The organism is Mesorhizobium sp. P2_B11 (genome assembly GCF_056404855.1).
In genome coordinates this window covers 285,489-309,826 of sequence record NZ_JBFUDF010000008.1, presented here as the reverse complement: position 1 = coordinate 309,826, position 24,338 = coordinate 285,489, and the positions used below count along the sequence as shown (strand labels likewise).

General features: G+C 63.8%; 24 protein-coding genes. 11 read left to right on the top strand and 13 right to left on the bottom strand.

What is annotated here, in order from left to right:
* Positions 1-29: 29 nt before the first annotated feature.
* Complete coding sequence (locus AC1DYJ_RS26375) at positions 30-980, top strand: S1C family serine protease (RefSeq protein ID WP_477284997.1); 951 nt, start codon at positions 30-32, stop codon at positions 978-980.
* Positions 981-982: 2 nt separating this feature from the next.
* Here the strand turns inward: AC1DYJ_RS26375 and AC1DYJ_RS26370 are convergent, their stop codons facing one another.
* Both AC1DYJ_RS26370 and AC1DYJ_RS26365 read right to left on the bottom strand, forming a co-directional pair.
* Entirely contained in the window at positions 983-1,894 is a 912-nt protein-coding gene (locus tag AC1DYJ_RS26370; RefSeq protein WP_477284999.1) for an arginase family protein, read from the bottom strand.
* Between the two features lie 104 nt (positions 1,895-1,998).
* Positions 1,999-2,424, bottom strand: a complete 426-nt coding sequence (locus tag AC1DYJ_RS26365) for a VOC family protein (RefSeq protein ID WP_477285000.1) — start codon at positions 2,422-2,424, stop codon at positions 1,999-2,001.
* A gap of 66 nt (positions 2,425-2,490) precedes the next feature.
* Here AC1DYJ_RS26365 and AC1DYJ_RS26360 point away from each other — a divergent pair, with 66 nt between their 5' ends.
* Positions 2,491-3,111: a TetR/AcrR family transcriptional regulator gene (locus AC1DYJ_RS26360; RefSeq protein ID WP_477285002.1), complete on the top strand. Its 621-nt coding sequence runs from the start codon at positions 2,491-2,493 to the stop codon at positions 3,109-3,111.
* Here AC1DYJ_RS26360 and AC1DYJ_RS26355 read toward each other — a convergent pair.
* A complete protein-coding gene (locus AC1DYJ_RS26355) occupies positions 3,050-4,000 on the bottom strand; it encodes a LysR family transcriptional regulator (protein WP_477285004.1) in 951 nt (316 codons plus the stop codon). The two genes, AC1DYJ_RS26360 and AC1DYJ_RS26355, sit on opposite strands and share 62 nt — an antisense overlap.
* Positions 4,001-4,109: 109 nt before the next feature.
* Here AC1DYJ_RS26355 and AC1DYJ_RS26350 point away from each other — a divergent pair, with 109 nt between their 5' ends.
* The 3 genes from AC1DYJ_RS26350 to AC1DYJ_RS26340 all read left to right on the top strand — a co-directional run bounded on the left by AC1DYJ_RS26350 (position 4,110) and on the right by AC1DYJ_RS26340 (position 8,841).
* Entirely contained in the window at positions 4,110-4,751 is a 642-nt protein-coding gene (locus AC1DYJ_RS26350) for an FMN-dependent NADH-azoreductase (protein WP_477285006.1), read from the top strand.
* An 80-nt stretch (positions 4,752-4,831) separates the two neighbouring features.
* Positions 4,832-6,265: a 3' terminal RNA ribose 2'-O-methyltransferase Hen1 gene (locus tag AC1DYJ_RS26345; RefSeq protein ID WP_477426298.1), complete on the top strand. Its 1,434-nt coding sequence runs from the start codon at positions 4,832-4,834 to the stop codon at positions 6,263-6,265.
* Positions 6,262-8,841, top strand: coding sequence for a polynucleotide kinase-phosphatase (locus tag AC1DYJ_RS26340; protein ID WP_477285010.1), 2,580 nt, complete (start codon positions 6,262-6,264; stop codon positions 8,839-8,841). The genes AC1DYJ_RS26345 and AC1DYJ_RS26340 overlap by 4 nt, the downstream gene beginning before the upstream one ends.
* A 148-nt stretch (positions 8,842-8,989) precedes the next feature.
* Here the strand turns inward: AC1DYJ_RS26340 and AC1DYJ_RS26335 are convergent, their stop codons facing one another.
* The 3 genes from AC1DYJ_RS26335 to AC1DYJ_RS26325 all read right to left on the bottom strand — a co-directional run bounded on the left by AC1DYJ_RS26335 (position 8,990) and on the right by AC1DYJ_RS26325 (position 12,264).
* Positions 8,990-10,165 (bottom strand): ROK family transcriptional regulator, encoded by a 1,176-nt coding sequence (locus tag AC1DYJ_RS26335; protein WP_477285011.1) that lies wholly within the window; start codon positions 10,163-10,165, stop codon positions 8,990-8,992.
* Positions 10,166-10,318: 153 nt separating this feature from the next.
* A complete protein-coding gene (locus tag AC1DYJ_RS26330) occupies positions 10,319-11,341 on the bottom strand; it encodes an SIS domain-containing protein (protein WP_477285013.1) in 1,023 nt (340 codons plus the stop codon).
* On the bottom strand, positions 11,338-12,264 hold the full coding sequence (locus AC1DYJ_RS26325) for a BadF/BadG/BcrA/BcrD ATPase family protein (RefSeq protein ID WP_477285015.1): 927 nt from the start codon (positions 12,262-12,264) through the stop codon (positions 11,338-11,340). The genes AC1DYJ_RS26330 and AC1DYJ_RS26325 overlap by 4 nt, the downstream gene beginning before the upstream one ends.
* Before the next feature lie 150 nt (positions 12,265-12,414).
* Between AC1DYJ_RS26325 and AC1DYJ_RS26320 the strand changes: the two genes are divergently transcribed.
* The 5 genes from AC1DYJ_RS26320 to AC1DYJ_RS26300 are packed head-to-tail and all read left to right on the top strand — an operon-like array spanning position 12,415 to position 17,468.
* Complete coding sequence (locus tag AC1DYJ_RS26320) at positions 12,415-13,665, top strand: extracellular solute-binding protein (RefSeq protein WP_477285017.1); 1,251 nt, start codon at positions 12,415-12,417, stop codon at positions 13,663-13,665.
* Between the two features lies 1 nt (position 13,666).
* Positions 13,667-14,602 (top strand): carbohydrate ABC transporter permease, encoded by a 936-nt coding sequence (locus tag AC1DYJ_RS26315; protein ID WP_477285019.1) that lies wholly within the window; start codon positions 13,667-13,669, stop codon positions 14,600-14,602.
* Complete coding sequence (locus AC1DYJ_RS26310) at positions 14,599-15,447, top strand: carbohydrate ABC transporter permease (RefSeq protein WP_477285021.1); 849 nt, start codon at positions 14,599-14,601, stop codon at positions 15,445-15,447. Before AC1DYJ_RS26315 ends, AC1DYJ_RS26310 begins: the two co-directional genes overlap by 4 nt.
* 12 nt (positions 15,448-15,459) lie before the next feature.
* A complete protein-coding gene (kce, locus tag AC1DYJ_RS26305) occupies positions 15,460-16,392 on the top strand; it encodes a 3,5-dioxohexanoate:acetyl-CoA acetone transferase (RefSeq protein WP_477285023.1) in 933 nt (310 codons plus the stop codon).
* Between the two features lie 11 nt (positions 16,393-16,403).
* Complete coding sequence (locus AC1DYJ_RS26300; protein WP_477285025.1) at positions 16,404-17,468, top strand: ABC transporter ATP-binding protein; 1,065 nt, start codon at positions 16,404-16,406, stop codon at positions 17,466-17,468.
* Between the two features lie 13 nt (positions 17,469-17,481).
* Here the strand turns inward: AC1DYJ_RS26300 and AC1DYJ_RS26295 are convergent, their stop codons facing one another.
* The 5 genes from AC1DYJ_RS26295 to AC1DYJ_RS26275 form a co-directional block, all read right to left on the bottom strand.
* Positions 17,482-17,778 (bottom strand): HlyU family transcriptional regulator, encoded by a 297-nt coding sequence (locus AC1DYJ_RS26295; protein WP_477285027.1) that lies wholly within the window; start codon positions 17,776-17,778, stop codon positions 17,482-17,484.
* 111 nt (positions 17,779-17,889) lie between these two features.
* Positions 17,890-18,567 carry a PadR family transcriptional regulator gene (locus AC1DYJ_RS26290; protein ID WP_477285028.1) on the bottom strand — a complete coding sequence of 226 codons (678 nt, stop codon included), beginning with the start codon at positions 18,565-18,567 and terminating at the stop codon, positions 17,890-17,892.
* Between the two features lie 142 nt (positions 18,568-18,709).
* Positions 18,710-19,090, bottom strand: coding sequence for a thiol-disulfide oxidoreductase DCC family protein (locus AC1DYJ_RS26285; protein ID WP_477285030.1), 381 nt, complete (start codon positions 19,088-19,090; stop codon positions 18,710-18,712).
* A gap of 79 nt (positions 19,091-19,169) precedes the next feature.
* Entirely contained in the window at positions 19,170-19,799 is a 630-nt protein-coding gene (locus AC1DYJ_RS26280) for a sulfotransferase family 2 domain-containing protein (RefSeq protein WP_477285032.1), read from the bottom strand.
* A 96-nt stretch (positions 19,800-19,895) separates the two neighbouring features.
* Positions 19,896-20,189: a GYD domain-containing protein gene (locus tag AC1DYJ_RS26275; protein ID WP_112563285.1), complete on the bottom strand. Its 294-nt coding sequence runs from the start codon at positions 20,187-20,189 to the stop codon at positions 19,896-19,898.
* 320 nt (positions 20,190-20,509) lie between these two features.
* On the opposite strand from AC1DYJ_RS26275, the gene AC1DYJ_RS26270 reads away from it, so the two are divergent.
* A complete protein-coding gene (locus tag AC1DYJ_RS26270) occupies positions 20,510-21,565 on the top strand; it encodes a TauD/TfdA family dioxygenase (RefSeq protein ID WP_477285034.1) in 1,056 nt (351 codons plus the stop codon).
* Between the two features lie 20 nt (positions 21,566-21,585).
* Here AC1DYJ_RS26270 and AC1DYJ_RS26265 read toward each other — a convergent pair whose 3' ends face one another.
* Together AC1DYJ_RS26265 and rpoD are read right to left on the bottom strand one after the other, a co-directional pair.
* Positions 21,586-22,158: a hypothetical protein gene (locus tag AC1DYJ_RS26265; RefSeq protein WP_477285036.1), complete on the bottom strand. Its 573-nt coding sequence runs from the start codon at positions 22,156-22,158 to the stop codon at positions 21,586-21,588.
* 10 nt (positions 22,159-22,168) lie between these two features.
* On the bottom strand, positions 22,169-24,196 hold the full coding sequence (gene rpoD, locus AC1DYJ_RS26260) for an RNA polymerase sigma factor RpoD (protein ID WP_477285038.1): 2,028 nt from the start codon (positions 24,194-24,196) through the stop codon (positions 22,169-22,171).
* Positions 24,197-24,338: the final 142 nt, after the last annotated feature.

Sequence of the window (24,338 nt, the reverse complement as noted above, 5' to 3'; positions counted from 1 at the left end):
CGAACAAGCCTGAAAACACGGAGCCCGCCATGGCCCTCGCCGCCGCCAAATTCCAACCGGACGACACACTGCTCGACGCCTATTCGACGACGGTGGCAGACGCGGTCGACCGCATCGGCCCTGCGGTCTGCCGCATCGAGCGCATCGGCGGCCAAGGCGGCCACGGCTCCGGCTTCGTCATCGCGCAGGACGGCTTGGTCATCACCAACTTCCACGTCGTCGGCGACGCCAAAACGGTGCGTGTCTCGATGCCCGACGGCGCCTCCAGCGAAGGCCGCGTTCTTGGCCGCGACCCCGACACCGACATCGCGCTGGTACGCGCCGACGGCAGCTTTGCCGATGTGGCGCCGCTAGGCGATTCCAAGCGGCTGCGGCGCGGCCAGATTGCGATAGCCATCGGCAACCCGCTCGGCTTCGAATGGACCGTCACCTCGGGCGTCGTCTCCGCGCTCGGTCGTTCGATGCGCGCCTCGACCGGGCGGCTGATCGACGACGTCATCCAGACCGACGCCGCGCTAAACCCCGGCAACTCCGGTGGACCACTTGTGTCGTCGGCCGGTGAGGTCATCGGCGTCAACACCGCCATGATCCATGGCGCGCAAGGCATCGCCTTCGCGGTCGCCTCCAACACCGCCAATTTCGTCATTTCGGAGATCATCCGCTTCGGCCGCGTGCGCCGCGCCTTCATCGGCATCTCCGCCGACACCACCAATTTGCCGCGCCGTGCAGCCCTTTTGTCGCAAGTGTCGACCAACACCGCTGTGCGGCTGCGCAGCGTCGAGAAGAACGGCCCGGCGGCAAAGGCCGGCCTGAAGGAGGGCGACATCATCGCCGCAATAGACGGCCGCCCGGTCACCGGCGTCGACGACCTCGTGCGCATGCTCGACGCCGAACGCATCGGCCGCGAGACTTTGTGCACCGTGGTGCGCCGCACCGGCGTCAGCCAGGTGACGGTGACGCCGGTGGCAAGGGCGAGCTGACCCTATCGCTGCTTGAGCACCTGCCCAAGCAGCGACACCAGCAACAGCGCCAGGTCGCCGCTCGGGTCGAGGTCGGGATCGTAGATCGTCATGTCCATGCCGATGCAGCGCAGATCCGTCGCCAGCGCCGACAGGATGGCGACAAGATCCTCGGGATCGATGCCGGGACTGCCGGGCGAATCCACCGCCGGCATCACCGTCTGGTCGAGCACGTCGACATCGAGATGCAGCCAGTAGGGACAATCGGCGCGCGCCAGCGTCGCTCTTGTCGTCTCCAGCACGCCGGCAGCACCGACCTCCCGCGCGGCAAAGACATCGATGCGCGTGATCGCAGTCGCATTGATGTCGGGCCAGGCAAAATCGGCATCGCGGCTCTCGCGTTCGCCGATCTGCACCACCGCCTCGTCGGCCACGAGCGGGCCGGCAATGCCGGGCCACTCGGTCAGCAAAGCCTCGCCGCGTCCGGTGGCGAGCGCCAGATCCATGCCGGCGGCCGAGCCGAGCGCGGCGTCGACATCGTAATTGCCGGGATGGCGGAAATCGCTGTGGCCATCGACATGCACCAGCCCAACTCTGCCGGAGCGTCGCGCCGCCGTCAGCGCGCCAAGCAGGATCGAACAATCGCCGCCGATGACCAAGGGGAATTCGCCTTGCCCAAGCACACCGGCGACGATCTCGGCAAGGTCGAGGTTGAAGCGACGGATCGCCGGACCGTTGCGCAGCCTTGTGCCCGGTTGCGGCTCGGTGCTGTAGGCAGGCCGCTCGAGATCGACCACCCGCGCCGGCGCAAGCACATCGACCAGCCCAGCCTCGCTCAGCGCCTGCGGCGCCCGCCAGGTGCCAGGCACATGGCCCGGGCGCAGCGGCCGAAGGCCGAGATTGGATGGCGCACGAACAAGGCAGATGTCACGCATGCAACAGGACCGGCTTCAGCGTCCATCCAGCATAGACTGCATCGCGTGACCCCGGCCACAGATGCCGGAGCCGTTGCCGACATTTGCTGCCATCGGTACGGATTTCACGCGCCGGCCGCACCCTCCGCGAACTGCGCCAGAAACTCCTCGCTGGGCGGGATCGGTTTGATGACGTCGATCAGCACGCCGTTGGGATCCCTGGTGATGAAATGGCGCTGGCCGAAGGGTTCGTCGTGCAGCGCGCGCAGGATCGGCAGGCCGGCCGCAACGATCCGCTCATAGACCGCGTCCGGGTCCCTGACTTCGAAATTGATCAGCAGCCCCGACGTACGGCCGCGCCCCTCTTCTGGAATCGTTTCGTGGTCGCCGTGGACGATGCCGAGATTGACGCGCCGATCTTCGGCCGACTGGAGATGCACATACCAGTCGCTCGCAAACAGCGGCTTGAAGCGGAAGTGGTTGATATAAAAGGCTTTCGTGCCGGCAACGTCGCCTGTCATCAGCACCGGGTAATAGCTCGTCGTCTTCATCTTTCTTTCTCCTGCCAATTAACATACAGTCTGCATGTAAATTGAAATAACATACAGGCTGCATGTATGCAACGAGAAACTAGCCGCCGCTCCAATCGTGATCGCACCGAAGCGACGCGCGCCGACCTGATCGCCGCGGCGCGCAAACTGTTCATCGAAAAATCCTATGCCGAGACCGGCACGCCGGAGATTGTCGCCGCCGCCGGCGTCACCCGCGGCGCGCTCTATCATCACTTTGCCGACAAGCAGGCGCTGTTTGCCGCCGTGGTCGAGCAGGAGGCGGCAGTGGTGGCGCAAGAGATCGATCGCGCCTCGCCCCCCTCGCTGTTCGCCCGCGATGCGCTGATTGCCGGATCGGATGCCTATCTCGCCGCCATGCGCCTTCCCGGCCGCACCCGGCTGTTGCTGCTCGACGGCCCGGCCGTGCTTGGCCGTGCCGCCATGGATGCGATCGACAACCGCCATGGCAACCGTTCGCTTCGCGAAGGCCTGGTTGCCGCGATGCGCGAGCAGTCGTTGATCAGGCTGCCGGTCGACGCGCTGACCGCTTTGCTCGCCGCGGCTTTCGATCGTGCAGCACTCGCCGTCGAGGCCGGCGCGTCAGCCGAGGACTATCGCGCCGTCCTCATCGCGCTGATCGACGGACTGGCTCCTCGTCAAGCACAGGCCCCGGTTCGAACTCGTTGAAACAGCCGAGCTGGCTTTTGAACTGGTCGATCAGCCAGGCCGCCGCCGGCTTCGGACTGCGGTCGACGCGGTGCATGGCATAGAGCGGCCCCTTCGCCTCCTTGAACGGTTCGAGATCGAGCTCGACCAGCCTGCCGCTCGCCAGATCGTCGGCGATTAGCCAGCGCGGCAGACCGCCCCAGCCCAGCCCCGCGCGCATCAGCACATGCTTGGTGCGCATATCCGTCAGCCGCCAGGTGCGATAGGCAAAGACGCCGTAGTCGCGTCCCTTGGTGCGTTCGGACTGGTCGGAGACGACCAGCTGGATGTGTTCGCGCACATCCTCGAGCGCCACCGGCTTCGGCAGCAGCGCCAGCGGGTGGTTGGCTGCCGCGGCCGGCACCATCGACATGTACCCGATATTCACCAGATGCACGTCGACCTCGCCCAGCAGCCCGCCAATGCCGAGATCGGCCTGGCCGCTGAGGACTAGGTCGGGGATCAGGCCAAGCGTGCCGATATGCAGGCGCAACATCACCGTTGGAAACTGCGCCTCGAACGCCTTCAGCACCCGCACCAGCACCGGCGCCGGCAGCGCCACATCGAGCGCCAGCGCGAGCTCCGCCTCCAGCCCCTGGTGGTGGCCGTCGACGCGCGAGCGGATGCGCTGCAGCACGCCGACCATGCGCCGCGCATCCTCCAGCATCGCCCGGCCGATTTCGGTCAGCTGCGGCTCGCGCGTGCCCTCGCGCTCGAACAGTTTCAAGCCGAGCTGCGCCTCGAGGTTGGCGATGCCGTAGCTGATGACGGACTGCGCCCGATTGAGCTTGCGCCCGGCAGCCGAGAAGCTTCCGGTATCTGCCACCGCCACCAGGATCTGCAATTGGTCGAGCGTCGGATTGGGTTGCATGGCATATCTACTTTATAGATGGATCATATAGAAAATATACCAGTTTTTTGAATGGGTGGGTAGGCCCATATCAAGCGGGACAATTCAATTCCCACTGGAGAGAACCGCTATGTCCATCCTTCTTGTCACTTCGAGCCCGCGTGGCTCTGCTTCGCACTCGACCCGCATCGCCACCGAATTCGCACAAAAGCTTGTCGCCGCCGATCCGTCGGCCGAGCTTGTCGTGCGTGACCTCGTCGCCAACCCGCTGCCGCACATCGACGCCGACTATTCCACCGGCATCTATACGCCCGCCGAAGCCCGCACACCGCGCCAGGCCGAAGTCGTTGGTGTTTCCGATGTCGCGCTTGACGAGTTGTTCGCCGCCGATACCGTGATCCTGGCCACCGGCTTCATCAACTTCAACATCTCCTCGACGCTGAAGTCATGGGTCGACCACATCGCCCGGTCCGGCAGGAGCTTCTCCTATGGAGAGGGCGGCCCGAAGGGCCTCGTCACCGGCAAGAAGGTCTACATCGTGCTCGCCTCCGGCGGCATCTATTCCGAGGGTGCTGCCGTGCAGCTTGATCACGCTGTCCCCTATCTGCGCTCGGTGCTCGGCTTCCTCGGCATGACCGACGTCGAAGTCATCCGCATCGAAGGCGTCGGCATGGGCGCCGATGCCGTGACGGCAGCGCTTGCCAAGGCGACCGCCAAGGTCGACGCCGTGGTTGCCGCAACCGCCAGCCAGCAGATTGCAGCGGCGGCGTAAGTCGCCGGCGCTCACTCGCTCAATTGAAAAGGCAGGCGCCGAGGCGCCTGCCTTTTTTCTTGTCGAGCGGCGCTACAGGATTGCCGCGCAACGCCATTGGTTATTCGGCCTGTCTGCGTTATCGGTCGCGGATGTTTTTGTCCGTCGCCACAACGCACCGTCCGGCCACCGATCTCGGCTTCTTGCTGCACAAGCATCCCGATCGGCTGCATGAGACTGAACTATCCTTCGGCAAGGCCTGGCTATTCTACCCGGAGGCGACCGAAGAGCGTTGCGAGGCCGCACTGCTGCTTGACGTCGATCCGATAGGCCTCGTGCGAGGCAAAGGGCAGGCGGACGGCTTGCTGGATCAATATGTAAACGACCGGCCCTACGCGGCATCGTCCTTCCTGTCGGTGGCATTGAACAAGGCGCTGCGGACCGCGATGACCGGCATATCGAAGGAACGCCAGCAACTGGCCGACAGTGACCTGCCGCTTGAGGCCGTGGTGACGCCGCTGCCGTTGCGCGGCGGTGAGGCTCTGGTTCRGGACCTGTTCGAACCCTTGGGATGGGCCGTCGACCTGACGCCGATCGAAACGATCGGATCTGGCGCCGGAGGCCCCCGATACGGTCACCTGAGGCTGACAGGCACCAGCCGGCTAAGCAGCCTGCTCAACCACCTCTATGTCCTGATCCCGGTGATGGACGACGCCAAGCACTACTGGGTTGGCGAGGCGGAGATCGACAAGCTGCTGTCCAAGGGTGAAGGCTGGTTGGAGAGCCATCCCGCCAAAGACCTGATCATACGCCGCTATCTGCGCAATCGCGGCGCCCTGGCTCGCATCGCTCTGGAGCGGCTGGCGCCCGAGACGGCCAACGAGGCCCAGCCGGCCGAAGCAAGGGTCGCACCCGAGGAAGCTCTGGAGGCGCCCATCCGGCTGAATGACCTGCGCATGGACGCGGTGGTGCAAGCCATTCGCGCGACCGGCGGGACCAGTGTTGCAGATTTGGGATGCGGCGAAGGCAAGCTGCTCTACCGGCTCGTGCGCGAAAAATGGGTCCACAAACTGTTCGGCCTCGACCCCGCCGCACGTGAACTGGAATGGGCCGCCAAACGTCTCAAGCTGAACGAGTTCGGCGGACCGCCCGAAGGTCGGGTCACGCTGCTGCACGGATCGCTGACATATCGCGACAGCCGCTGGGCTGAAGCTGATGTCGCCGTGCTGGTCGAGGTGATCGAGCATCTCGATGAAGACAGGCTGCCCCTGATCGAACGTGTCGTCTTCGGCGAGACGGCGCCCAAATTTGTGATCGTGACCACGCCGAACGCTGACTACAACGCCTTGTTCCCCAATCTCGCTGCCGGTGCTTTTCGCCATCCGGATCACCGTTTCGAATGGGGCCGGGCTCGATTTGAAGCCTGGGCAGCCAGCATCGGCGGGACCTATGGCTATAGCGCCGCCTTCAGCGGAATCGGAGCCGTGGACGCCGCGCTTGGCGCGCCGACGCAGATGGCGGTGTTCACCCGATGAGAGAGCCCGACAAGACCGACCTCACCATCCCCGACTTCGCCCTCGTCGTGCTGATCGGCTCGACCGGATCGGGCAAGTCGACTTTCGCCGCCAGGCACTTCCTGCCGACCGAAATCATCTCCTCGGATCGCTGCCGCGCGCTCGTCAGCGACAGTGAGACCGATCAGGATGTCTCGGCTGACGCCTTCGATCTGGCGCGTGAGATTGCCGGCAAGAGGCTGAAGCACCGCAAGCTCGCCGTCGTCGACGCCACCAATGTGCGGGCCGCCGACCGCAAGGCCTGGGTCGAACTGGCGCGCAAATGGCACGCTTTGCCGGTCGCCGTGGTCATCGATCCGGGCGTCGATGTCTGCGTCGCGCGCAACGCGTTGCGAGCTGACCGTCCCTTCGGCGCCGGCGTGGCCCAGCGCATGACGACCGAAATCCGGAGGGGTCTCGGCGGTCTGCAACGCGAAGGGTTCCGTCAGGTCTGGAAGCTTACCAGCGAGGCCAGCATCGAGGCGGCCAAGGTCTCGCGCCAGCCCTTGTGGACCGACAAGCGCGATGACCATGGTCCGTTCGACATCATCGGCGACGTCCACGGCTGCGCCGATGAACTTCAGGCCCTGCTCGCTCAACTGGGTTACAGCGTCGCCTGGTCCGAGGACCATGACGAACGAACCGTCACGGTGACACCGCCGGAGGGCCGCAAGATCGTCTTTGTCGGCGACCTCGTCGATCGCGGCCCCAACGTGCCGGACGCCTTGCGCATCGCCATGAGCATGGTCGCAGCCGGAACCGCCTACTGCGTCCAGGGCAATCACGAACGCAAACTCGGCCGCTGGCTGGAAGGCCGCAAGGTTACGGTCGCCCACGGCCTGCAGCAGAGCATCGATCAACTGGAGACGCAGGATCGGGGCTTGAGAGAAGCCCTGCCGGCCTTCCTCGACAGCCTGCGCAGCCACGTCTGGCTGGATGGCGGACACCTCGCCGTCGCCCATGCCGGTCTCAAGGAAGAGATGATCGGACGCGGCTCCGGCGCCGTGCGCGAATTCGCTCTCTTCGGCGAAACCACGGGCGAAATCGACGAATTCGGCCTGCCCGTCCGCGCCGACTGGGCAGCCGCCTATCGCGGCAAGACGGCGGTGATCTATGGACACACGCCGGTGCGCTCGGCCGAGTGGGTCAACAACACGCTTTGCATCGACACCGGCTGCGTGTTCGGTGGCAAGCTGACGGCGTTGCGCTGGCCGGAACGCGAACTGGTCGACGTCCCGGCCATCCAGACCTGGTCCGAGCCCGTGCGTCCGCTCGGTGAATCCCTCGGTCTCGGCAAATCGGCACAGGCCGACGCCGACGGCGTGCTCGACTATCAGGATGTTTCCGGGCGCCGCTGGATCGAGACCGAGCTGAGGGGCCGGGTCGTCGTGGCGGAAGAAAACGCGGCTGCGGCGCTCGAAGTGATGAGCCGCTTCGCGTTGTCGCCGCAGTGGCTGGTCTACCTGCCGCCAACGATGTCGCCGTCCGAGACCAGCAACGAGAGCGGCTGGCTGGAACGTCCCGAGGAGGCCTTTGCTTACTTCCGCGAGCGGGGTGTCGCCCAGGTCGTCTGCGAGGAAAAGCACATGGGTTCGCGCGCGGTGATCGCACTGTGCCGAAACGCGCAGACGGCGCGCGACCGGTTCGGCGTGATGGGAGACGAAACCGGCGCGATCTGGACCCGGACTGGACGCGCCTTTTTCAACGACACCGGGATGACGGAGGGCTTGTTCGCCCGCCTCCGCGCCAGTGTCGACGCCGCGGATCTGTGGAAGGAACTGGACAGCGACTGGCTGCTGCTGGACGCCGAGATCATGCCCTGGTCGGCCAAGGCCGGCAGCCTGATTGAAAGCCAGTACGCCCCGGTGGCGACGTCCGCCACCGCCGGCTTCCAAACCAGCCGCGAGGCGCTGGCCCGCGCGGTGGCGCGAGGTGTCGATGCGGCCGCGCTGGCCGCTCGCCTTGATGACCGGGCCGCGCGTGCCGCCCGATATGCCACCGCCTGGGCGCCTTACGTGTGGCCGGTCTCGGGCATCGACGACCTGAAGGTCGCGCCGTTTCACCTTCTCGCCAGTGAGGGGCGTGTCTGGTTCGACCACGACCACGTCTGGCACATGACGCTTGCGGACCGTCTGGCCGCGGGCGATGGCGTGGTGACGCGAACACAATGGCGAGTGGTTGATCTTGCCGACGCCAGCGCTTGTGCAGAGGCTGTCGCATGGTGGGAGACGCTGATCGGCTCGGGCGGCGAAGGCATGGTGGTAAAACCACGCGACTTCGTCAGCCGGGGCAAGAAGGGGATTATCCAGCCGGCGCTGAAAGTGCGCGGCCAGGAGTATCTGCGCATCATCTATGGCCCGGAATACGACGCTCCGGACAATCTTGTTCGGCTGCGGGAACGCGGCCTGGGCGGCAAGCGCAATCTGGCGCTCAGGGAGTTCGCCCTCGGTCACGAGGCGCTGAAGCGGTTTGTCGCCAGGCAGCCGCTACGACGTATCCATGAATGCGTTTTCGGCGTCCTGGCGCTGGAGAGCGAGCCGATCGACCCAAGGCTGTAGCCTGGAGCAATTTCTGCGAGGCGCGCCCCGCGGTTCTTAGCCAGGAGAGACATAAAAACAAGAAGTTGGAACGGTTAGGCGATTCAATCATTGAGCCGCTCTGCCCGAAGAACGTCTCACCCTTGCTCGTCGTTTTGTATGGGTCACACTACAATGGCGGCAGCACCACCGCGGGATGACGGTCCTCGCGCAGGATAAGACCAAGGCTGTAGTCCAGCGCCAGCTTCATGGCCCCGAGCGCGGTTCCGCCGTCTTCCAGCGTGCTTACCGCGATCCGTGTTGGCCAGGCCAGTTCGCCAGCGACACGTTCGACCTCGGCGGTCATCAGCGCGTTGCGGCCAACACCGCCGCCAAGCACGATCAGGCCTGGATCGAGCACGCCGATACAGCCGGCTGCCAGCCGGCCGATATCGGCGGCGTGGCGAAAGACAGCTTCGCCGGCCGTGGACGACCCGGCCGACGCCAGGGCGAACAGCTCTTTGGCCGATTGCGGCGGCGTCCCCTCTTCCATTGGCCAAGCCTGCCTGCAACGCTCGACGAGGGCCCTGGAGCCAAGATAGTGCTCCAGCCCTTCACGATAGGGCGTTTCGGCAGGCGACCACGGAAACGGCATGCGGCCGACTTCTCCGGCAGCACCACCGGCGCCGCGAAACAGCCTGCTTTCATTGATGAAGCCGAGGCCGACGCGCACACCGACCTGCAGGAAGGCAAAGGTCTGGTGACCCTGCGCGGCACCGAAATGCATCTCGCCGATAGCGGCGCAATTGACGTTGTTTTCAAGAATGATCGGCACATCGACATGGCGGCGAAGCGCGCGCAGCACCGCGTCGGGGCCATTCGCCTGGCCATTGCCGAGGCGGCTGTCGGACACGATGCGCGGCACCGCGACTGCAATGCTTCGCAGGGTCCGGAAATTCTTGCCGACCTTCGCCGGGATCGATTTCGCCACCGACAGAATTACGGCGCCGATCTCGTCGGTGGGCGCCGCTTCTGGAATGCTCTCCTCAATCGTTGCCAACGGCTGGGCATCCATCGAATAGGCAACGGCGCGCACTTGCGCCGCGCCGACATCGATGCCGATCACATATCCGGCGCCGGGGCCGACACCGTAGATGGTTGCCGTGCGCCCGATTGCGCCACGTTCCGTCCCGCGGGAGGCGACGAGGCCAAGTGCACTCAATTCGGACACCGCAGCCGACATGGTCGGTTTCGACAGGTCGAGCATCGAGCCGAGTTTCGGCCGGGTCACCGGCCCCTGCGAGGCCAGCAGGCGCAGAACGGCGCGGGCGCTTTCAGTCAGGTTGGGGATTTCCGATGGAGCCATCTGCTGCGTTCAATTCCCGCCTTGAACGTCCCCGTAGACGTCCGCCCTGGCATGCCAGCCTTGCGTGCCGCGAATCAAACGCGGCGCCCACTATTGTGGGACGTTTCGGAAAATTCCGCGAATGCAGCCGGCCGGGACGACCGCCCTGGCAATTCACACCTCGGTCGGCGACCACGGCTTCAGCTTGATATCGGTCTGCCGATAGCGAAAAACGATGTCGGTCAGGCCGGCAGCGTCCTGCATGTCGCCGACGACAAGCTGGATGGCGATGATTTCAAGAATGGCATCGGCAACAGCGTTGCCGAGCGCCGGGATGGAAATCACCACCAGCCTGTCGTCGGAAGCGACGTCGGCCCGCCGCGTCACCAGCACCGAGGGACAATCGAAACCGGCGACATCCCTGGCGATCTTCACCTCGCGGCCGTCACCGATGCAAATGAGTCCGGTCGCTGTATCCTGCGATTCCATCGGCCCGTGCAGGTAGTTCAGCGTGTCCCATCCCGATGCCGGCACCCGCACGGCCTCGCGGATCAGCATCGCCGCCTCGCCGGCATTGGCGAAACTGACACCGGCGCCGACAATGTCGATGGAGGTTCTGCCCTGAAGCAGCCGTGCCGCATTCCCAGCAGCCTCTTTTGCACCGGAAAGGATGGTGGCGACCGCGGAAGGCAAACGCGTCCAGTCGAAGCTGTTGCCGGCAAGCCTGTCGACCAGCATGCCTAGCGCCAGCAATGTCCCGGTATAGCCGGTCGAACTGGCGCCATTGTCGGCGCCCGAATCCGTGGCCAGCACCGCGCCGGTCAGATCGGCCAATGGATTGTCGCTACCACGGCAGACCGCCAGGCGCGGCGACGCTGGGGCCTCGCGCATCACGTCGGAAATTTCGCGGCTTTGGCCGGAGGCCGACAGCGCGACAAAGGCGTCGGCGGCTTCATATGTGCGGCCGTAGAGATCGGTCGGCGTATAGGCGAAAGCCCTGATGCCGGAAGCGCGCAGATAAAGCGCGCCGGCAAGTGCTGCCTGATAGCTGGCGCCGATGCCGGCAAGCCCGATCGTCTTGCCGGCAAAAGCCCCGAGATCGAGGCTATCGAGCGACGCGGCCACAGAGCGCCGGCCAATCTCGAGACTCTCCGTCTGGCGCGCCACCGCCTGGCGGTAGCCGATACGCTTCATCATTCAACCGCTCCAATTTGCGAGGACAGCCCTTGGCCAGCGAGCAGCCGCCTCGCCAGGGCAACCGCCCCAAGCACGGGCGGTTCACGCAGCAGCAGCACATGGCTCGACGGCGACACTTTTGCCATGGCCTCGACGAACGCGTTCATCAGCATCGGCTGCTCCGAGATGACGCCGCCGCCGGCCACGACAAGGGCCGGGTTGGCGCCGCGTTCGATGAGGAGCTCGACCAATGCGGCAAGTCCCGCTCCACCTTCCCTGATGACGCGGATCGCCATCGCCGAGCCGGCGTTCGCCGCGTCAAACACCGCATTGGCATAACGGCCCCAGACCGCGGCACCCCGCGTTTCGTTGAGCAGGATGCCAAGCTTGGTCTGGTCGTCGGTCGCGAGTTCGCGCATCAGCGCGGCAATCAGCGGGTCGCCCTCCTCGCCCCGGTCGAAGCTGTGACGGATCGCTTTGGCGGCCTCGCGCACCAATGACGGCGCGCTGCCCTCGTCGCCGAGGATCCAGCCCCAGCCGCCCGCTGCCAGCATCTTGCCGTCGGCTGTTCGCGCCACCGCAATTGAGCCGGTGCCGGAGACGACACCAATGCCGTCGGTATAGCCGGCGGCAGGCACCATCAGCTCGGCATCGTTGACCACCTGCACCGCGCCAGCGGTCCTGGTTGCCAGCAGCGCCTGAAAACGCAGGCATTGTTCGCCGGTGTCGCAGCCATGGGCGCCGACCGCCAGGCCCGCGGGCGCGACGCCGCCGCACAATCCGGCGACAATGCCGGCCAGCGTCGTGGCATCGGTCTCCATCTGACGGACGCGCCAGCTCTCGGTCACCAGCACCTCGTCGGCGATCATGCGCTCGCCCTCGCACACCATGATACGCGTCTTGGTGCCGCCAATATCCACGCCCGCAATGATTTCCTGGGTCACCAACATCCACCGCACAAGCCGGACGAAGCAGGCTGCCGCGTCCAATTCACTTTAGTTAGGAAACTTTACAAACTATCTTTCCAGACGGCAAGAACTATGATTTGATAATCGTCGTAAAAAGCGCATCAAGCGCGATTGGGAGATTGCAACATGAGCAGGAGAAGGATTGGCCTGGCCCTCGCGGCCGCGTCTTTCGCATGGGGGCTGGCGGCCAGCGCCGCGCATGCCACCGACATCTCGTTCTGGACCTGGCGCCAGGAAGACAAGGCCGCCTACAACGAACTTTTCGCCGATTTCACCAAGCAGTATCCGGACATCCACGTGAAGTTCGAGTCCTTCCCGGATGAGAATTATCCGACCATCGTCTCGACGGCCCTGGCCGCCGGCAAGGGCGGCGACGTCATCCACACCCACGCTTACGGTTGGCTCGAGCAGTTCGTGAAGGCCGGCTATTTCGAGCCGCAGGACCTCACCACCGTGCCGTCGCTCGCCAACCAGCCCGCCGATGCACTGGTGGCCGGCACCTACCGGGCCGACAAGAAGGTCTATTCCCTGCCCTTCGCCTCGCAGACGCTTGGCCTCTTCATCAACAAGGATGTCTTTGCGCAAGCCGGGCTGACGCCGCCGACCACCTGGGACGAATTCATCACCGTCAGCAAGGCGCTGAAGGAGAAGGGCGTCTATCCCTTGGCGAACGGGATGGGCACCAGCTGGTTCAACGAGATGTTCGTGGCCATCTTCACCAACCCGTTCCTCGGCCAGGACTTCGTCAACGATCTGACCTCAGGCAAGACCACCTTCAAGGACCCGCGCTATGTCGCGGCACTCGGCAAGCTGCTCGAACTGCGCGACTACATGCCGCCCGGTTTCGAAGGCATCGACTACGAAACCGCCGGCCAGCTGTTCATCAGCGGCAAGGCGGCAATGCTGGCCGGCGGCAGCTTCGACATCGCCACCTACCGGACGCAGAACCCGGCCATCAACATGGACTTCATCGCCCCGCCAATGGCCAAGGCCGGCGATACGCCTCAGGTGACCAAGTTCTTCGACGGTGGTTATGCCGTCAACGCCAAGTCGGCCAACAAGGAGGCAGCGCTGAAGCTGGTCAACTGGATGGGCACCAAGGAGTTCGGCGACAAGTTCTCCGCGCTGCTCGGCAACATCTCGCCGATCAAGGGCGTCGTCATCAAGGACGAGCTTCTCGCCCATGTCGCCAAGTTGAACGAAACCGCCATGCCGCATATCAATGTCGTCTACTTCCGTTTCGAGAAGCCGACGGGATCGGAGCTGCTGCAAGGGGACATCACCAAGATGATGTCGGGTTCGATCACCCCGGACCAGCTGGCCGCCGACCTGACCGACGGCCTCGCCAAATGGTACAAGCCTTTCCAGGGCAAGTGACATGAACATCGGCCGGCGCCACACGAAAAAAGCCTTTCCGTGGCGCCGGTCACTCTGGATCGCCTCCCTGCTGACGCCGGCCCTGGTGGTGATGGTGTTGTTCGTCCTGTGGCCGCTGCTGTCGGCCTTCCGCCTTGCCTTCTATGAGTTCAACGGCTTGCAGCCGACCGGATTCATCGGCTTCGAAAACTTCCGCAAGGTGCTGTTTGAACAGCCTTATAGTGGCTGGACCTACAATGCGCTGAAGCACAACATCATCGCCTTCGTGGCGCTGATGGTGTTCGAGAACGGCACCGCTTTCCTGCTTGCCTACGCCTTGCTGAAAGCCCTGCCCGGCCACCGCATCCACCAGGTCATCGTCTTTCTCCCTGTCGTGCTCTCCGCTGTCATCGTCGGCTTCCTGTGGAAACTGTTCCTGCATCCGCTGTTCGGTCTGGTGAACCAGACGCTGGCGCTGGTCGGCATCGGCGCCATTCCATGGCTCGGCAATGAACACACGGCACTCGGCAGCGTCCTGTTCGCGAACGTCTGGCACTGGCTCGGCTTTCCGACGCTTGTGCTGCTGGCCGGCATGCAGCGTGTCAGCAAGGAAGTGATCGAAGCTGCCCGTCTCGACGGCGCCGGCGACTATGTGCTGATGACGAGGATCATCTGGCCGCTGATTGCACCGAGCGTCACCATCGTCACCATCCTGACCTTCATCGGTTCCTTCAACTGGTTTGAAATCCCCTATGTCATGGCCGGCCTTACCGGTTCGCCCGGCGGCGCCACTGACGTCCTCGGCCTCTATTTCTACCGCACCGCCTTCGGCTCGACGACGACCGGCATCCAGGATTTCGGACAGGGCAGCGCGCTGGCGGTGATCATGTTCATCATTGTCGCCGGCGTCACCGCAATCGCGCTTCGGTATCTGCGCCGCCGCGAGATCGAACTGTGAGCGCGACAGCCCGCACCGGGCAATCCGCCGAATTGTTGAAGAACGGTGCCATCCAGCTGATGCTGGGGCTCAACGCAATCATCATGATCTACCCGCTGTTCGTCATGGTGATGTCGTCCTTCAAGACCAATGCCGAGATCTTCTCCTCGCCCTTCGCCCTGCCGGCGCACTTCTCGCTGGCCAATGCCGAGCGGGTGTGGAGCGAGACCAACTTTGTGCGCTACCTCGCCAATTCGGTCGGCATCACGGTGGCCGCGGTTGCGCTCATTCTTCTGTTCAGCACCATGGCCGCCTACGCCATTGCCCGCTACCAGTTCAGGCTGAGCGCGCTGGTGCTGCTGTTTTTCCTCAGCGGCATGACCGTGCCGCTGAAGCTGGCGATCATTCCGCTGTTCATCCAGCTGGATTCGCTCGGCCTGGTCGACAGCTATGCCGGCCTGGTTCTGGTCTACGTCGCCATGGGCATCCCCTCGGCGGTATTCATCATGACAGGCTTCCTGCGAACCCTGCCGCGCGAACTGGAAGAGTCCGCGCGAATGGACGGCGCCAACGAATTTCGCATCATGCGCTCGATCATGCTGCCGTTGGCGCGCCCCGCTTTTGTGATCGTGGCGATCCAGAACGCCGTTCCGATCTGGAACGACTTCTTCTTCCCGCTGGTGCTGATCACGTCGGACAATCTCAAGACGTTGCCGCAGGGTCTCACCGTCTTTGTCGGCGAGTTCACAACCGACTGGGGCGTGCTGTTCACCGGACTGACGCTTGCGGCATTGCCGATCACCTTGCTCTACATCGTGCTGTCGAAGCAGTTCATCTCGGGCATCACCCAAGGTGCGGTTAAATAACGAGGATTCTCAGTGGCGAACCAGAACAAGATCATCATCACCTGCGCGGTCACCGGCTCGATCCACACGCCGTCCATGTCGCCGCATTTGCCGGTGAGCGCCCAAGAAATTGCCGACGCCGCGATCGGCGCGGCCGAGGCGGGTGCAGCCATCGTCCACCTGCATGCCCGCAATCCCACTGACGGCCGGCCCGACCAGTCGACCGAGGCCTTTGCGCCCTTCCTGCAGGTGATCAAGCAGCGCTCCGACTGCGTCATCAACATCACCACCGGCGGCGCCGCAACGATGAGCGTCGAGGAGCGGGTCAAGCCGGCTGCAACTTTTGCGCCGGAAGTCGCCTCGCTCAACATGGGCTCGATGAATTTCGGCCTCTACCCGATGCTGGAGCGCTTCAAGACCTTCGAGCATGACTGGGAACGGCCCTATCTCGAAGGCTCGCGCGACCGCATCTTCCGCAACACTTTCGGCGACATAGAGCACATCCTGCGCACCTGCGCTGAAAACGGCACGCGTTTCGAGATCGAGTGCTACGACATCGGCCATCTCTACACGCTCGCCCATTTCGTCGAGCGCGGCCTCGTCAAGGCGCCGTTCTTCGTCCAGAGCGTATTCGGCATCCTCGGCGGCATCGGCACCCATCCGGAGGATGTCGCGCATATGAAGCGCACCGCCGACCGCCTGTTTGGCAATGATTATCGCTGGTCGGTGCTGGGCGCCGGCCGCAGCCAGCTGCCGATCGCCACGCAAGCCATTGCGCTCGGCGGCAATGTGCGCGTGGGGCTGGAGGACTCGCTGTGGATCGGCAAGGGGCAGCTGGCGAAATCCAATGCCGACCAGGTCAGGAAGGTGCGCCAGATCATCGAAGGGCTCGGCGCATCGGTGGCCACCCCCGATGAGGCACGGCAGATCCTGCAGCTCAAGGGCGGCGACAAGGTCTCTTTCTAAGGAAAACAAGAATGAGTGCGGTCACCATATCAGGCGTCGAGAAGGCCTATGGCAAGGCGCAGGTCATCCACGGCGTGTCGGTGGACATCGCTTCGGGTGAATTCGTCATTCTCGTCGGCCCCTCCGGCTGCGGCAAGTCGACCTTGCTCAGGATGATCGCAGGCCTCGAAGACATTAGTGCCGGCGAGATCGCACTCGACGGCAAGGTCATCAACGACGTCGCGCCGAAGTCGCGCGACATCGCCATGGTGTTCCAGAACTACGCGCTCTACCCGCATATGAGCGTGCGCGACAACATGGCTTTCGCGCTGACACTGAAGAAAACGAACAGGGCCGAGATCGAAGCCAAGATTGCGCGTGCGGCAGCGATACTGGGATTGCAGGACTTGCTGGAGCGCTATCCGCGCCAGCTGTCTGGTGGCCAGCGCCAGCGCGTCGCCATGGGCCGCGCCATCGTGCGTGATCCCAAAGTGTTTCTGTTCGACGAGCCGCTCTCCAACCTCGACGCCAAGCTGCGCGTGCAGATGCGCACCGAAATCAAGGCGCTGCACCAGCGCCTGGGAACCACCATCGTCTACGTCACCCACGACCAGGTCGAAGCCATGACAATGGCCGACAAGATCGTCGTCATGAATGGCGGCGTCGTCGAGCAGTTCGGCGCGCCGCTCGACCTCTATGACCAGCCGGCCAATCTGTTCGTCGCCCAGTTTATCGGCTCGCCGGCTATGAACATCCTGCAGGGCCATGCCACGTCGGCTGGCTTCGCGGCGCAGGACGGAACGCTGTTTCCGCTGGAGCAGGCAGAGCAGGCTGATCTCCAGAGCGCTGTGTCCTACGGCATCAGGCCCGAACATCTCAGGATTTCAGACAGCGGCGTCCAGGCGGTGGTGGAAGTCGTCGAGCCGACCGGGTCGGAAACGCTGGTTATTGCCAAGGCGGGCGGCAACACGTTGAGCGCGCTGCTGCGCGAACGCATGCAAATCGCTCCCGGCCAGCCGGTTTTCCTGGCGCCAGACCTGGCGCAGATCCATCTGTTCGATAGTAGGGGCCTGCGTGTCACGTCCCGGCTGCAGTAGCGGCGGATGACACCTAGCCGAAGATCCTCTCGCCCTGCTCGTCGACGAGCTGGATGCCCTTCTTGATCGAGATGTCGACGGCGTCATCGAGCCCGGCGAAACGGTCGGCGCGGATGAAGCGGTGCTCTTTCATCACGCCGTCGACTTCCTTCGAAACCACGCCGCAGGTCTGGTACTGGCCTTCAGCCTTGTAGGGCGTGGCGCTGATTAGGAATCCCTTGTGCTCGATCTGCTTTGCCGCAGCCGCGCTCTTTGGCTCGCCTGCGTCACCGCCGCCTCCGCCGCCGAAAAGACGTTTCAGAAAAGACATTAGCAGCCTCCAACCGCAATCATCCCGCATCTCATGGTGTGATGCGAGATGATTTTCACTAGCGGTCCTTGGCTCAGTGGGCAAGGGCCGCGGCCCTGCAGCGAATCCGCGTCAGCCGCGCGACAGCGCCTCAAGAGCTTCGGCGGCGCCTTCCAGTATGGCGATCGCTTCGGCCTGCTTTTCGGCCGGCGCATCGACGATCTCGCCGAGCGCTGCGCGCAGGCGGTGGCGCACGGCACGGAACTCGTCACCGGCTTCCGAGCGGCCGCCGCGGCCACGTCGTCCGCCTTCCTCGCTGTCGTCGCCCCAGCCGAACCACTCGCGCGCCTTGGCCATCTTGCGGCCGAAGCGCTCGAGATGCCCGAGCACGCCGTCGATCATTTCGCGGTTTTCGCTGAGATGCGCCTGCCCCGCCTCGGTGATCGAAAACACCTTCTTGTTGCCGTCGGCGGCCGAGGCGGCGTAGCCGGCTTCTTCCAGGAAGGTCAGCGTCGGATAAACAACGCCCGGGCTCGGGCTGTAGATGCCGCTGGTGCGCTCCTCCAGCGCCTTGATGATGTCGTAGCCGTGGCGCGGCGCCTCCGCCAGCAGCGACAGCGTGATTAGCTTGAGATCGCCGTCGGCCAGCATGCGTCCGGCTCGGAACATGTCGCCCGGGCCGCCGCGTCCGCCGCCACGTCCGCCATGTCCGAACGGGCCGAAGCCGCCGCCGCCGCGCCCGCCGAACTTGCCGGCCATATGCAGGAATGCGCGCTCGGCGCGCTCGCCAAAGGGATGATGTCTGTGCATTGATTGCTCCTTGAGTTATATCTTACGATACATCTTAAGTAGGCCCGCGCCTTCGACGAGTCAAGATGTATCTTACGATGTATCTAAAGGCGACGCCAGTGGCGTGCCGCCGTGAAGCTTCGGAGATGTCTGCGGGGCGTGGTTACCAGCGGCCGTTGCGCCGGTTCCAGGCGTAGAGAAGGTCGGCGAAGCGATCATAGGCAAAGCGCGTCAGCGGCAGCGCGACGGGATTGCCGAACAGCGCCGCCAGCCAGCCCTCGCCCGGCGTCGCCTTCCAGATGGCAACCGCGACATCGGCGCCGACCAGCAGTTGGCCCTGATCATCCGTGGCATGCAGCCGGCGGCGGATGTCCTCCAGCGAGGCGCCGTGGCCCGCGAGCGCCGCCGGTTCGAGGTTGATGTCGCGGAATTCGATGCGGCCCGCCTTGATCGCCTCGATCAGCCGCCGTTTTTGCCGGGTGATGCCGCCATCGCAGACCGGGCAGCGTGTGTTGTACCAGACGGTGAGCGCAGACCTGGGCATAGGTTTTCAAACCGCGAAGGACAGACCGACTATCCCTGCAATGCCGTCGATCCGCAACATGGCGAAGCGCCGCGCTTGATCAGAACTCGTAGCCGAAGCGTTCGAAATCCCTGACATAGAGCCGCCGCACGATGGCTTTCGCCTCGTCATCATAGACGGCGCGATAGTCGACCGGCGCGCCGACATTCGATCGGGGAAGCTCGCCGGGAAGGCCGAGCCGCCCGGCCAGGACAGTGAACTGCTCGGCCAGTGTTTCGAAGCGCAGGACCTCGTCGACGATGAGCTTTCCGTCCCTGTCTGAAATCCAGCTCGTCTGATCCACGCGCGCCAGCCGGTTCTTGCGTTCGAGGTAGCGCAGGAACGCCTTGAAGTCCCATCGCTGCGCCTGCCGGCGCCGGCGCCGCGAGGTTTTCCGCTGCAGATGCTGGTAGTTGGAAACGACCAGCGCGAACGGGTTGCGCACCACGGCGAATTTGTAGGCGCCGTCATAGAGCTGGGGCGGCAATTTGCGCCGCAGCCAGGCGGCTCTGTCATGCTGCTTGAAATTGGCCTTCTCCGGCGCCTCTGGCACCGGCAGGCGCGATAGCAGACGCCGCCATAGCGTCGGCTTCGGCTTCAGGCACCATGGCTGCAGCGCACGGGTGATCGAAGTCCCGGCCGTCTTCGGGATGTGGATGAAAATGAAGTTCTTCTCGAGCGAGAGGAGCATTTCTCCTCAATATCGGCAGCTCAGGCACCGTCAAGCGGCACCCCGCACCGACCGCCTGGAAATGCTTCCGGCCTCGTTGCTTCAAGCTGCCGGCAATTACCCAAGCGAGGTGACGATCTCGCGATAGGCAAATTCCGGGAAAGCCTTGAGTGTTCGCGTCCTTACGCTGCCGCCTGCCCCCAGCATCAGCGCAAAACGCGCCAGCACTGCATCGTCGGGCGCCTCGACCACGGCCACCATGTCGCATTCGCCCATGGTGAGATAGAACGCCTTGAACGACCCGCCCATGTCGGCCAGCTGCTTCTTGGCGGCATCGAGCCGTTTTGGCGACTCGCGCACATTCCGGGCGCCCTGTTCGGTCCAGTTCATCAAAAGGATGTAGGTTGTCATCGCACACCTCCTTCCGGCGCCACGGAGCGCGGCTCAGGTCCTGGACCTGCGCCGGGGCGAACATCCGGTTTATCACCCAGAACACGCATCCGACGGGGAAGTATCCGCCCGCAGCGAGCTTCGTGCAAGGACCGCCGCGCCAGCCGCATTGATGTGTGAAGGCGATTTCTCCAGGCGCCAGGGCGGCGGCATGGCTACGACCGCAATACTGTCGGCGCCGACCAGAAAGCCGGTTTGAAAATCCGCCAGACTACGGCAGTCTCCATAGTGGCCATCGACCTGGCGGAAATCCCCGCCGATCCAGCCGTTGGAGAGTTTTCATGCGCGAGACCATCGACCTGCCGCCGGGACAGATCGAAATTCCTGCCGCATGGATCGGCGCGGACATGGCGAAGCATCCTGAACATTGGCTGGTCGAATTGGACAGGCAGGATGTCGCGGAACTGGAATGGGCGGCAACCGGCTTTCTCGCCCGCTCGCAAGATATCGGCAACCTGAGCAAGGCCGATTTCCCCTTGCCCCGGCTTGCCGGCCATCTCGCCGCCCTTCGTGAAAAACTCATCGCAGGCATAGGGTTCGAGGTGCTTCGCGGCCTCCCGGTCGAGACGTATTCGGCGCAAATGGCGGCAACGATCTTCTGCGGGCTTGGCGCGCATCTTGGCAGCGCACGGTCGCAGAATGCCCACGGGCACATCCTCGGCCATGTCCGCGACACAGGCGCCGACGCCAGGGACGCCACGACGCGCATCTACCAGACGGCGGAGCGCCAGACATTTCACACCGACTCCGCCGACGTCGTCGGTCTGCTCTGCCTTAGAGATGCCATGCAAGGCGGCGAGTCCCTGCTGGTCAGCACGGTGACGATCTACAACGAGATGCGCAAACGACGGCCCGATCTGGTCCGCCTGCTGTTTGATCCGATTGCCACAGACCGACGCGGCGAGGTACCGGAAGGCGAAAAGCCCTACTTCGAAATCCCGGTACTCAACTGGCACGCGGGATTGCTGACCGGCATCTATCAACGCCAGTATATCGACAGCGCCCAGCGCTTCCCGGCCGCCATGCGGCTAAGCCCTGCACATGTCGAAGCGCTGGATCTCTTCGACAGCCTTGCCAATGACCCGGAATTGAACCTGTCGATGCGGCTGCGGCCCGGCGACATGCAGTTTGTCTACAATCATTCGCTGCTTCACGACCGCACGGGGTTTCGCGATTGGCCAGAGCCGGACAAGCGACGCCATATGCTGCGCCTGTGGTTGTCGATTCCCGGCGACCGCCCGCTGCCCGAGTGCTTCAGGCAGCGTTATGGCTCAATAGAAATTGGCGACCGCGGCGGCATCATCGTCAAGGGGACGCGGCTGAACGTGCCGCTGTAGAACGTTCCTCGCGCCGTCACCTAGCCATCGACCGTCCTGATCAGACCCTCCGACCGACTGATTTGGTCCTTCAGAATGTATCGATGGCTAAGGCCAACAGATTCTTCCGGAAGTCCCAGATAAGTGGCGAGTTCCTCGTGGAGGTCGAGCGGAGCGATATAGTCTTTCGCCCCATCCATTCCCAAAATCTGAAGCAGATCGTCAGTTGCGCCCGGTGCGCCGAGCGTGGCCAGCAATGCCGGGGCGTCTTCGAGCCGGGGGCGCATATCCTCGTCGTCAGGATCAGCCATCTCCATGCCCGGACAGGAATTGTAGCGCGATTGAAGAACTCCGTGCTTTGCCACCCAGAGGCCAAGCTGTTCCTCGTCATAGACTGTGATCGCTATGCCGATGCACGATAGATCGAGAGTAAGGCGTTGGAGCAAAGGTTCGATCCAGCGCGGGTCAAGTCCGTCTGAATACTGGTCTGAGAACGTGGTCCAGCCGTTCTGTTCGACTGTCACGAAGGCGTCGATGTTTTTTGATCTCAGCCAGTCGGCCAACGCTTCTCGCGTTGGCCCCTTTATGCTGACGGTACCGTAGGTCGCACCCACCCGAAAATCCTCAGCTGTCGAGGAAGCTCCTGAGCTTGCGGCTCCGGCTCGGGTGCTTGAGCTTCCGCAGCGCCTTGGCTTCGATCTGGCGGATACGCTCGCGGGTGACCGAGAACTGCTGGCCAACTTCTTCCAGCGTGTGGTCGGTGTTCATGCCAATGCCGAAGCGCATGCGCAGCACGCGCTCTTCGCGCGGCGTCAGCGAGGCGAGCACGCGCGTGGTGGTCTCGCGCAGATTGGCCTGGATCGCCGCATCGATCGGCAGGATCGCCATCTTGTCCTCGATGAAATCGCCCAGATGCGAATCCTCTTCGTCACCCACGGGGGTTTCGAGCGAGATCGGCTCCTTGGCGATCTTCAGCACCTTGCGCACTTTTTCGAGCGGCATGGCGAGCTTTTCCGCCAGTTCCTCCGGCGTCGGCTCGCGGCCGATCTCGTGCAGCATCTGGCGCGACGTCCGCACGATCTTGTTGATCGTTTCGATCATGTGCACCGGGATGCGGATGGTGCGCGCCTGGTCGGCGATCGAACGCGTGATCGCCTGCCTAATCCACCATGTCGCATAGGTCGAGAACTTGTAACCGCGGCGGTATTCGAACTTATCGACCGCCTTCATCAGGCCGATATTGCCTTCCTGGATCAGGTCGAGGAACTGCAGGCCGCGATTGGTGTATTTCTTGGCGATGGAGATGACGAGGCGCAGATTGGCCTCGACCATTTCCTTCTTGGCGATCGCGGCTTCGCGCTCGCCCTTCTGCACCTGGTTGACGATCTTGCGGAATTCCAGGATCGAGATCGCCGTTTCGGTGGCGAGGTTCTGGATCTCCGAACGCAGATCCTTGATCGCGTCCTTCTCGTTCTTGGTGAATTCCTTCCAGCCGCGCGAGGTCAGATTGCCGATCGAGCGCGTCCAGTTCGGGTCGAGCTCGGAGCCCTGATATTCCTTCAGGAATTCCTCGCGGCGTACGCCATAGCTTTCGGCCAGGCGCAGCAGCTTGCCTTCGTTCTGCACCAGGCGCTTGTTGATGTCGTAAAGCTGCTCGACCAGCGCCTCGATGCGTGCCGTGTTGAGCGACAGCGACTTCACCGCCTTGATCAGCTGGTCCTTCAGCTCCTTCAGGCGGCGGTCCTGGCTGGGCGACAGCGTGCCGGCGGCAGCCAGGCGGTTCTCGACCTGCTGGTCCTGCAGCTTGCGCAGCTTCTTGTAGGTGTCGGCGATGACGTCGAGCGTCTCCATCACCTGCGGACGAAGTTCGGCTTCCATCGCCGCCAGCGACAGGCTGGCTTCGTCCTCGTCTTCCTCGTCGTCATCGACCAGGCCGCGCGTATCGGCGCCGACATTGGTGACATCGTCCTCGTCGTCACGACCGCCGCGGCGCGGCTTTTCCTCGGGCTTCGGGGCTTCCTCGATACGCTCCACCACCGGCGCCTGCTTGGCCTCGGGGCCGGCATAGGTGGCTTCAAGGTCGATGATCTCGCGCAGCAGGATCTTGGATTCGTTGAGCTCGTCGCGCCAGATGATGATGGCCTGGAAGGTCAGCGGGCTTTCGCACAGGCCCGCAATCATCGTCTCGCGGCCGGCTTCGATGCGCTTGGCGATGGCGATTTCGCCCTCGCGCGACAGAAGCTCGACCGAGCCCATTTCGCGCAGATACATGCGCACCGGATCGTCGGTGCGGTCGGTCGGCTCTTTCTTGGTGGTCGTGGCGGCAACCGCGGTGCCGGTCTGCTCGGCCAGTTCGTTGGCGTCTTCCTCGGCGTCGGCAGTGCTGTCGGCGGCCTCGGGCTCCTCGCCCTGGTCGTCGTCCTCGACCACGTTGATGCCCATGTCGGACAGCATCGCATTGATGTCCTCAATGCGATCCGGATCGGTCTCTTCCGAAGGCAGCACCGCATTCAGCTCGTCGAGGGTCACATAGCCGCGCTTCTTGGCGGCCTTGATCATCTTCTTGACAGCATCATCGGAAAGGTCGAGCAGAGGCCCATCGGTGGCGCCTTCACGTTCGGTCTCGACCTCTTCCTTTTCCTTTGTCGCCATAGTCTTTATCTTCTCCTAGCGGCCGAACAGCGAAGCCGCGTAAGCTGCCGCACCGGTCAAATTATGCGCTCGTAACGAAACGCGCTTCACCGGGCCGGTAACCGCATCAACTCTTTTGTTTGGTTCATATCGTACCCCAAAA

What these genes read in the sequence shown, in the direction of transcription:
- AC1DYJ_RS26355 (WP_477285004.1), bottom strand. Translation starts at nt 4,000, where the DNA reads ATGCAACCCAATCCGACGCTCGACCAATTGCAGATCCTGGTGGCGGTG.
- AC1DYJ_RS26290 (WP_477285028.1), bottom strand. Translation starts at nt 18,567, where the DNA reads ATGCACAGACATCATCCCTTTGGCGAGCGCGCCGAGCGCGCATTCCTG.
- AC1DYJ_RS26315 (WP_477285019.1), top strand. Translation starts at nt 13,667, where the DNA reads ATGAACATCGGCCGGCGCCACACGAAAAAAGCCTTTCCGTGGCGCCGG.
- AC1DYJ_RS26350 (WP_477285006.1), top strand. Translation starts at nt 4,110, where the DNA reads ATGTCCATCCTTCTTGTCACTTCGAGCCCGCGTGGCTCTGCTTCGCAC.
- AC1DYJ_RS26335 (WP_477285011.1), bottom strand. Translation starts at nt 10,165, where the DNA reads ATGGCTCCATCGGAAATCCCCAACCTGACTGAAAGCGCCCGCGCCGTT.
- AC1DYJ_RS26360 (WP_477285002.1), top strand. Translation starts at nt 2,491, where the DNA reads ATGCAACGAGAAACTAGCCGCCGCTCCAATCGTGATCGCACCGAAGCG.
- AC1DYJ_RS26275 (WP_112563285.1), bottom strand. Translation starts at nt 20,189, where the DNA reads ATGACAACCTACATCCTTTTGATGAACTGGACCGAACAGGGCGCCCGG.
- AC1DYJ_RS26365 (WP_477285000.1), bottom strand. Translation starts at nt 2,424, where the DNA reads ATGAAGACGACGAGCTATTACCCGGTGCTGATGACAGGCGACGTTGCC.
- AC1DYJ_RS26270 (WP_477285034.1), top strand. Translation starts at nt 20,510, where the DNA reads ATGCGCGAGACCATCGACCTGCCGCCGGGACAGATCGAAATTCCTGCC.
- AC1DYJ_RS26370 (WP_477284999.1), bottom strand. Translation starts at nt 1,894, where the DNA reads ATGCGTGACATCTGCCTTGTTCGTGCGCCATCCAATCTCGGCCTTCGG.
- AC1DYJ_RS26320 (WP_477285017.1), top strand. Translation starts at nt 12,415, where the DNA reads ATGAGCAGGAGAAGGATTGGCCTGGCCCTCGCGGCCGCGTCTTTCGCA.
- AC1DYJ_RS26280 (WP_477285032.1), bottom strand. Translation starts at nt 19,799, where the DNA reads ATGCTCCTCTCGCTCGAGAAGAACTTCATTTTCATCCACATCCCGAAG.
- AC1DYJ_RS26330 (WP_477285013.1), bottom strand. Translation starts at nt 11,341, where the DNA reads ATGATGAAGCGTATCGGCTACCGCCAGGCGGTGGCGCGCCAGACGGAG.
- AC1DYJ_RS26340 (WP_477285010.1), top strand. Translation starts at nt 6,262, where the DNA reads ATGAGAGAGCCCGACAAGACCGACCTCACCATCCCCGACTTCGCCCTC.
- AC1DYJ_RS26285 (WP_477285030.1), bottom strand. Translation starts at nt 19,090, where the DNA reads ATGCCCAGGTCTGCGCTCACCGTCTGGTACAACACACGCTGCCCGGTC.
- AC1DYJ_RS26375 (WP_477284997.1), top strand. Translation starts at nt 30, where the DNA reads ATGGCCCTCGCCGCCGCCAAATTCCAACCGGACGACACACTGCTCGAC.
- AC1DYJ_RS26300 (WP_477285025.1), top strand. Translation starts at nt 16,404, where the DNA reads ATGAGTGCGGTCACCATATCAGGCGTCGAGAAGGCCTATGGCAAGGCG.
- AC1DYJ_RS26295 (WP_477285027.1), bottom strand. Translation starts at nt 17,778, where the DNA reads ATGTCTTTTCTGAAACGTCTTTTCGGCGGCGGAGGCGGCGGTGACGCA.
- rpoD (WP_477285038.1), bottom strand. Translation starts at nt 24,196, where the DNA reads ATGGCGACAAAGGAAAAGGAAGAGGTCGAGACCGAACGTGAAGGCGCC.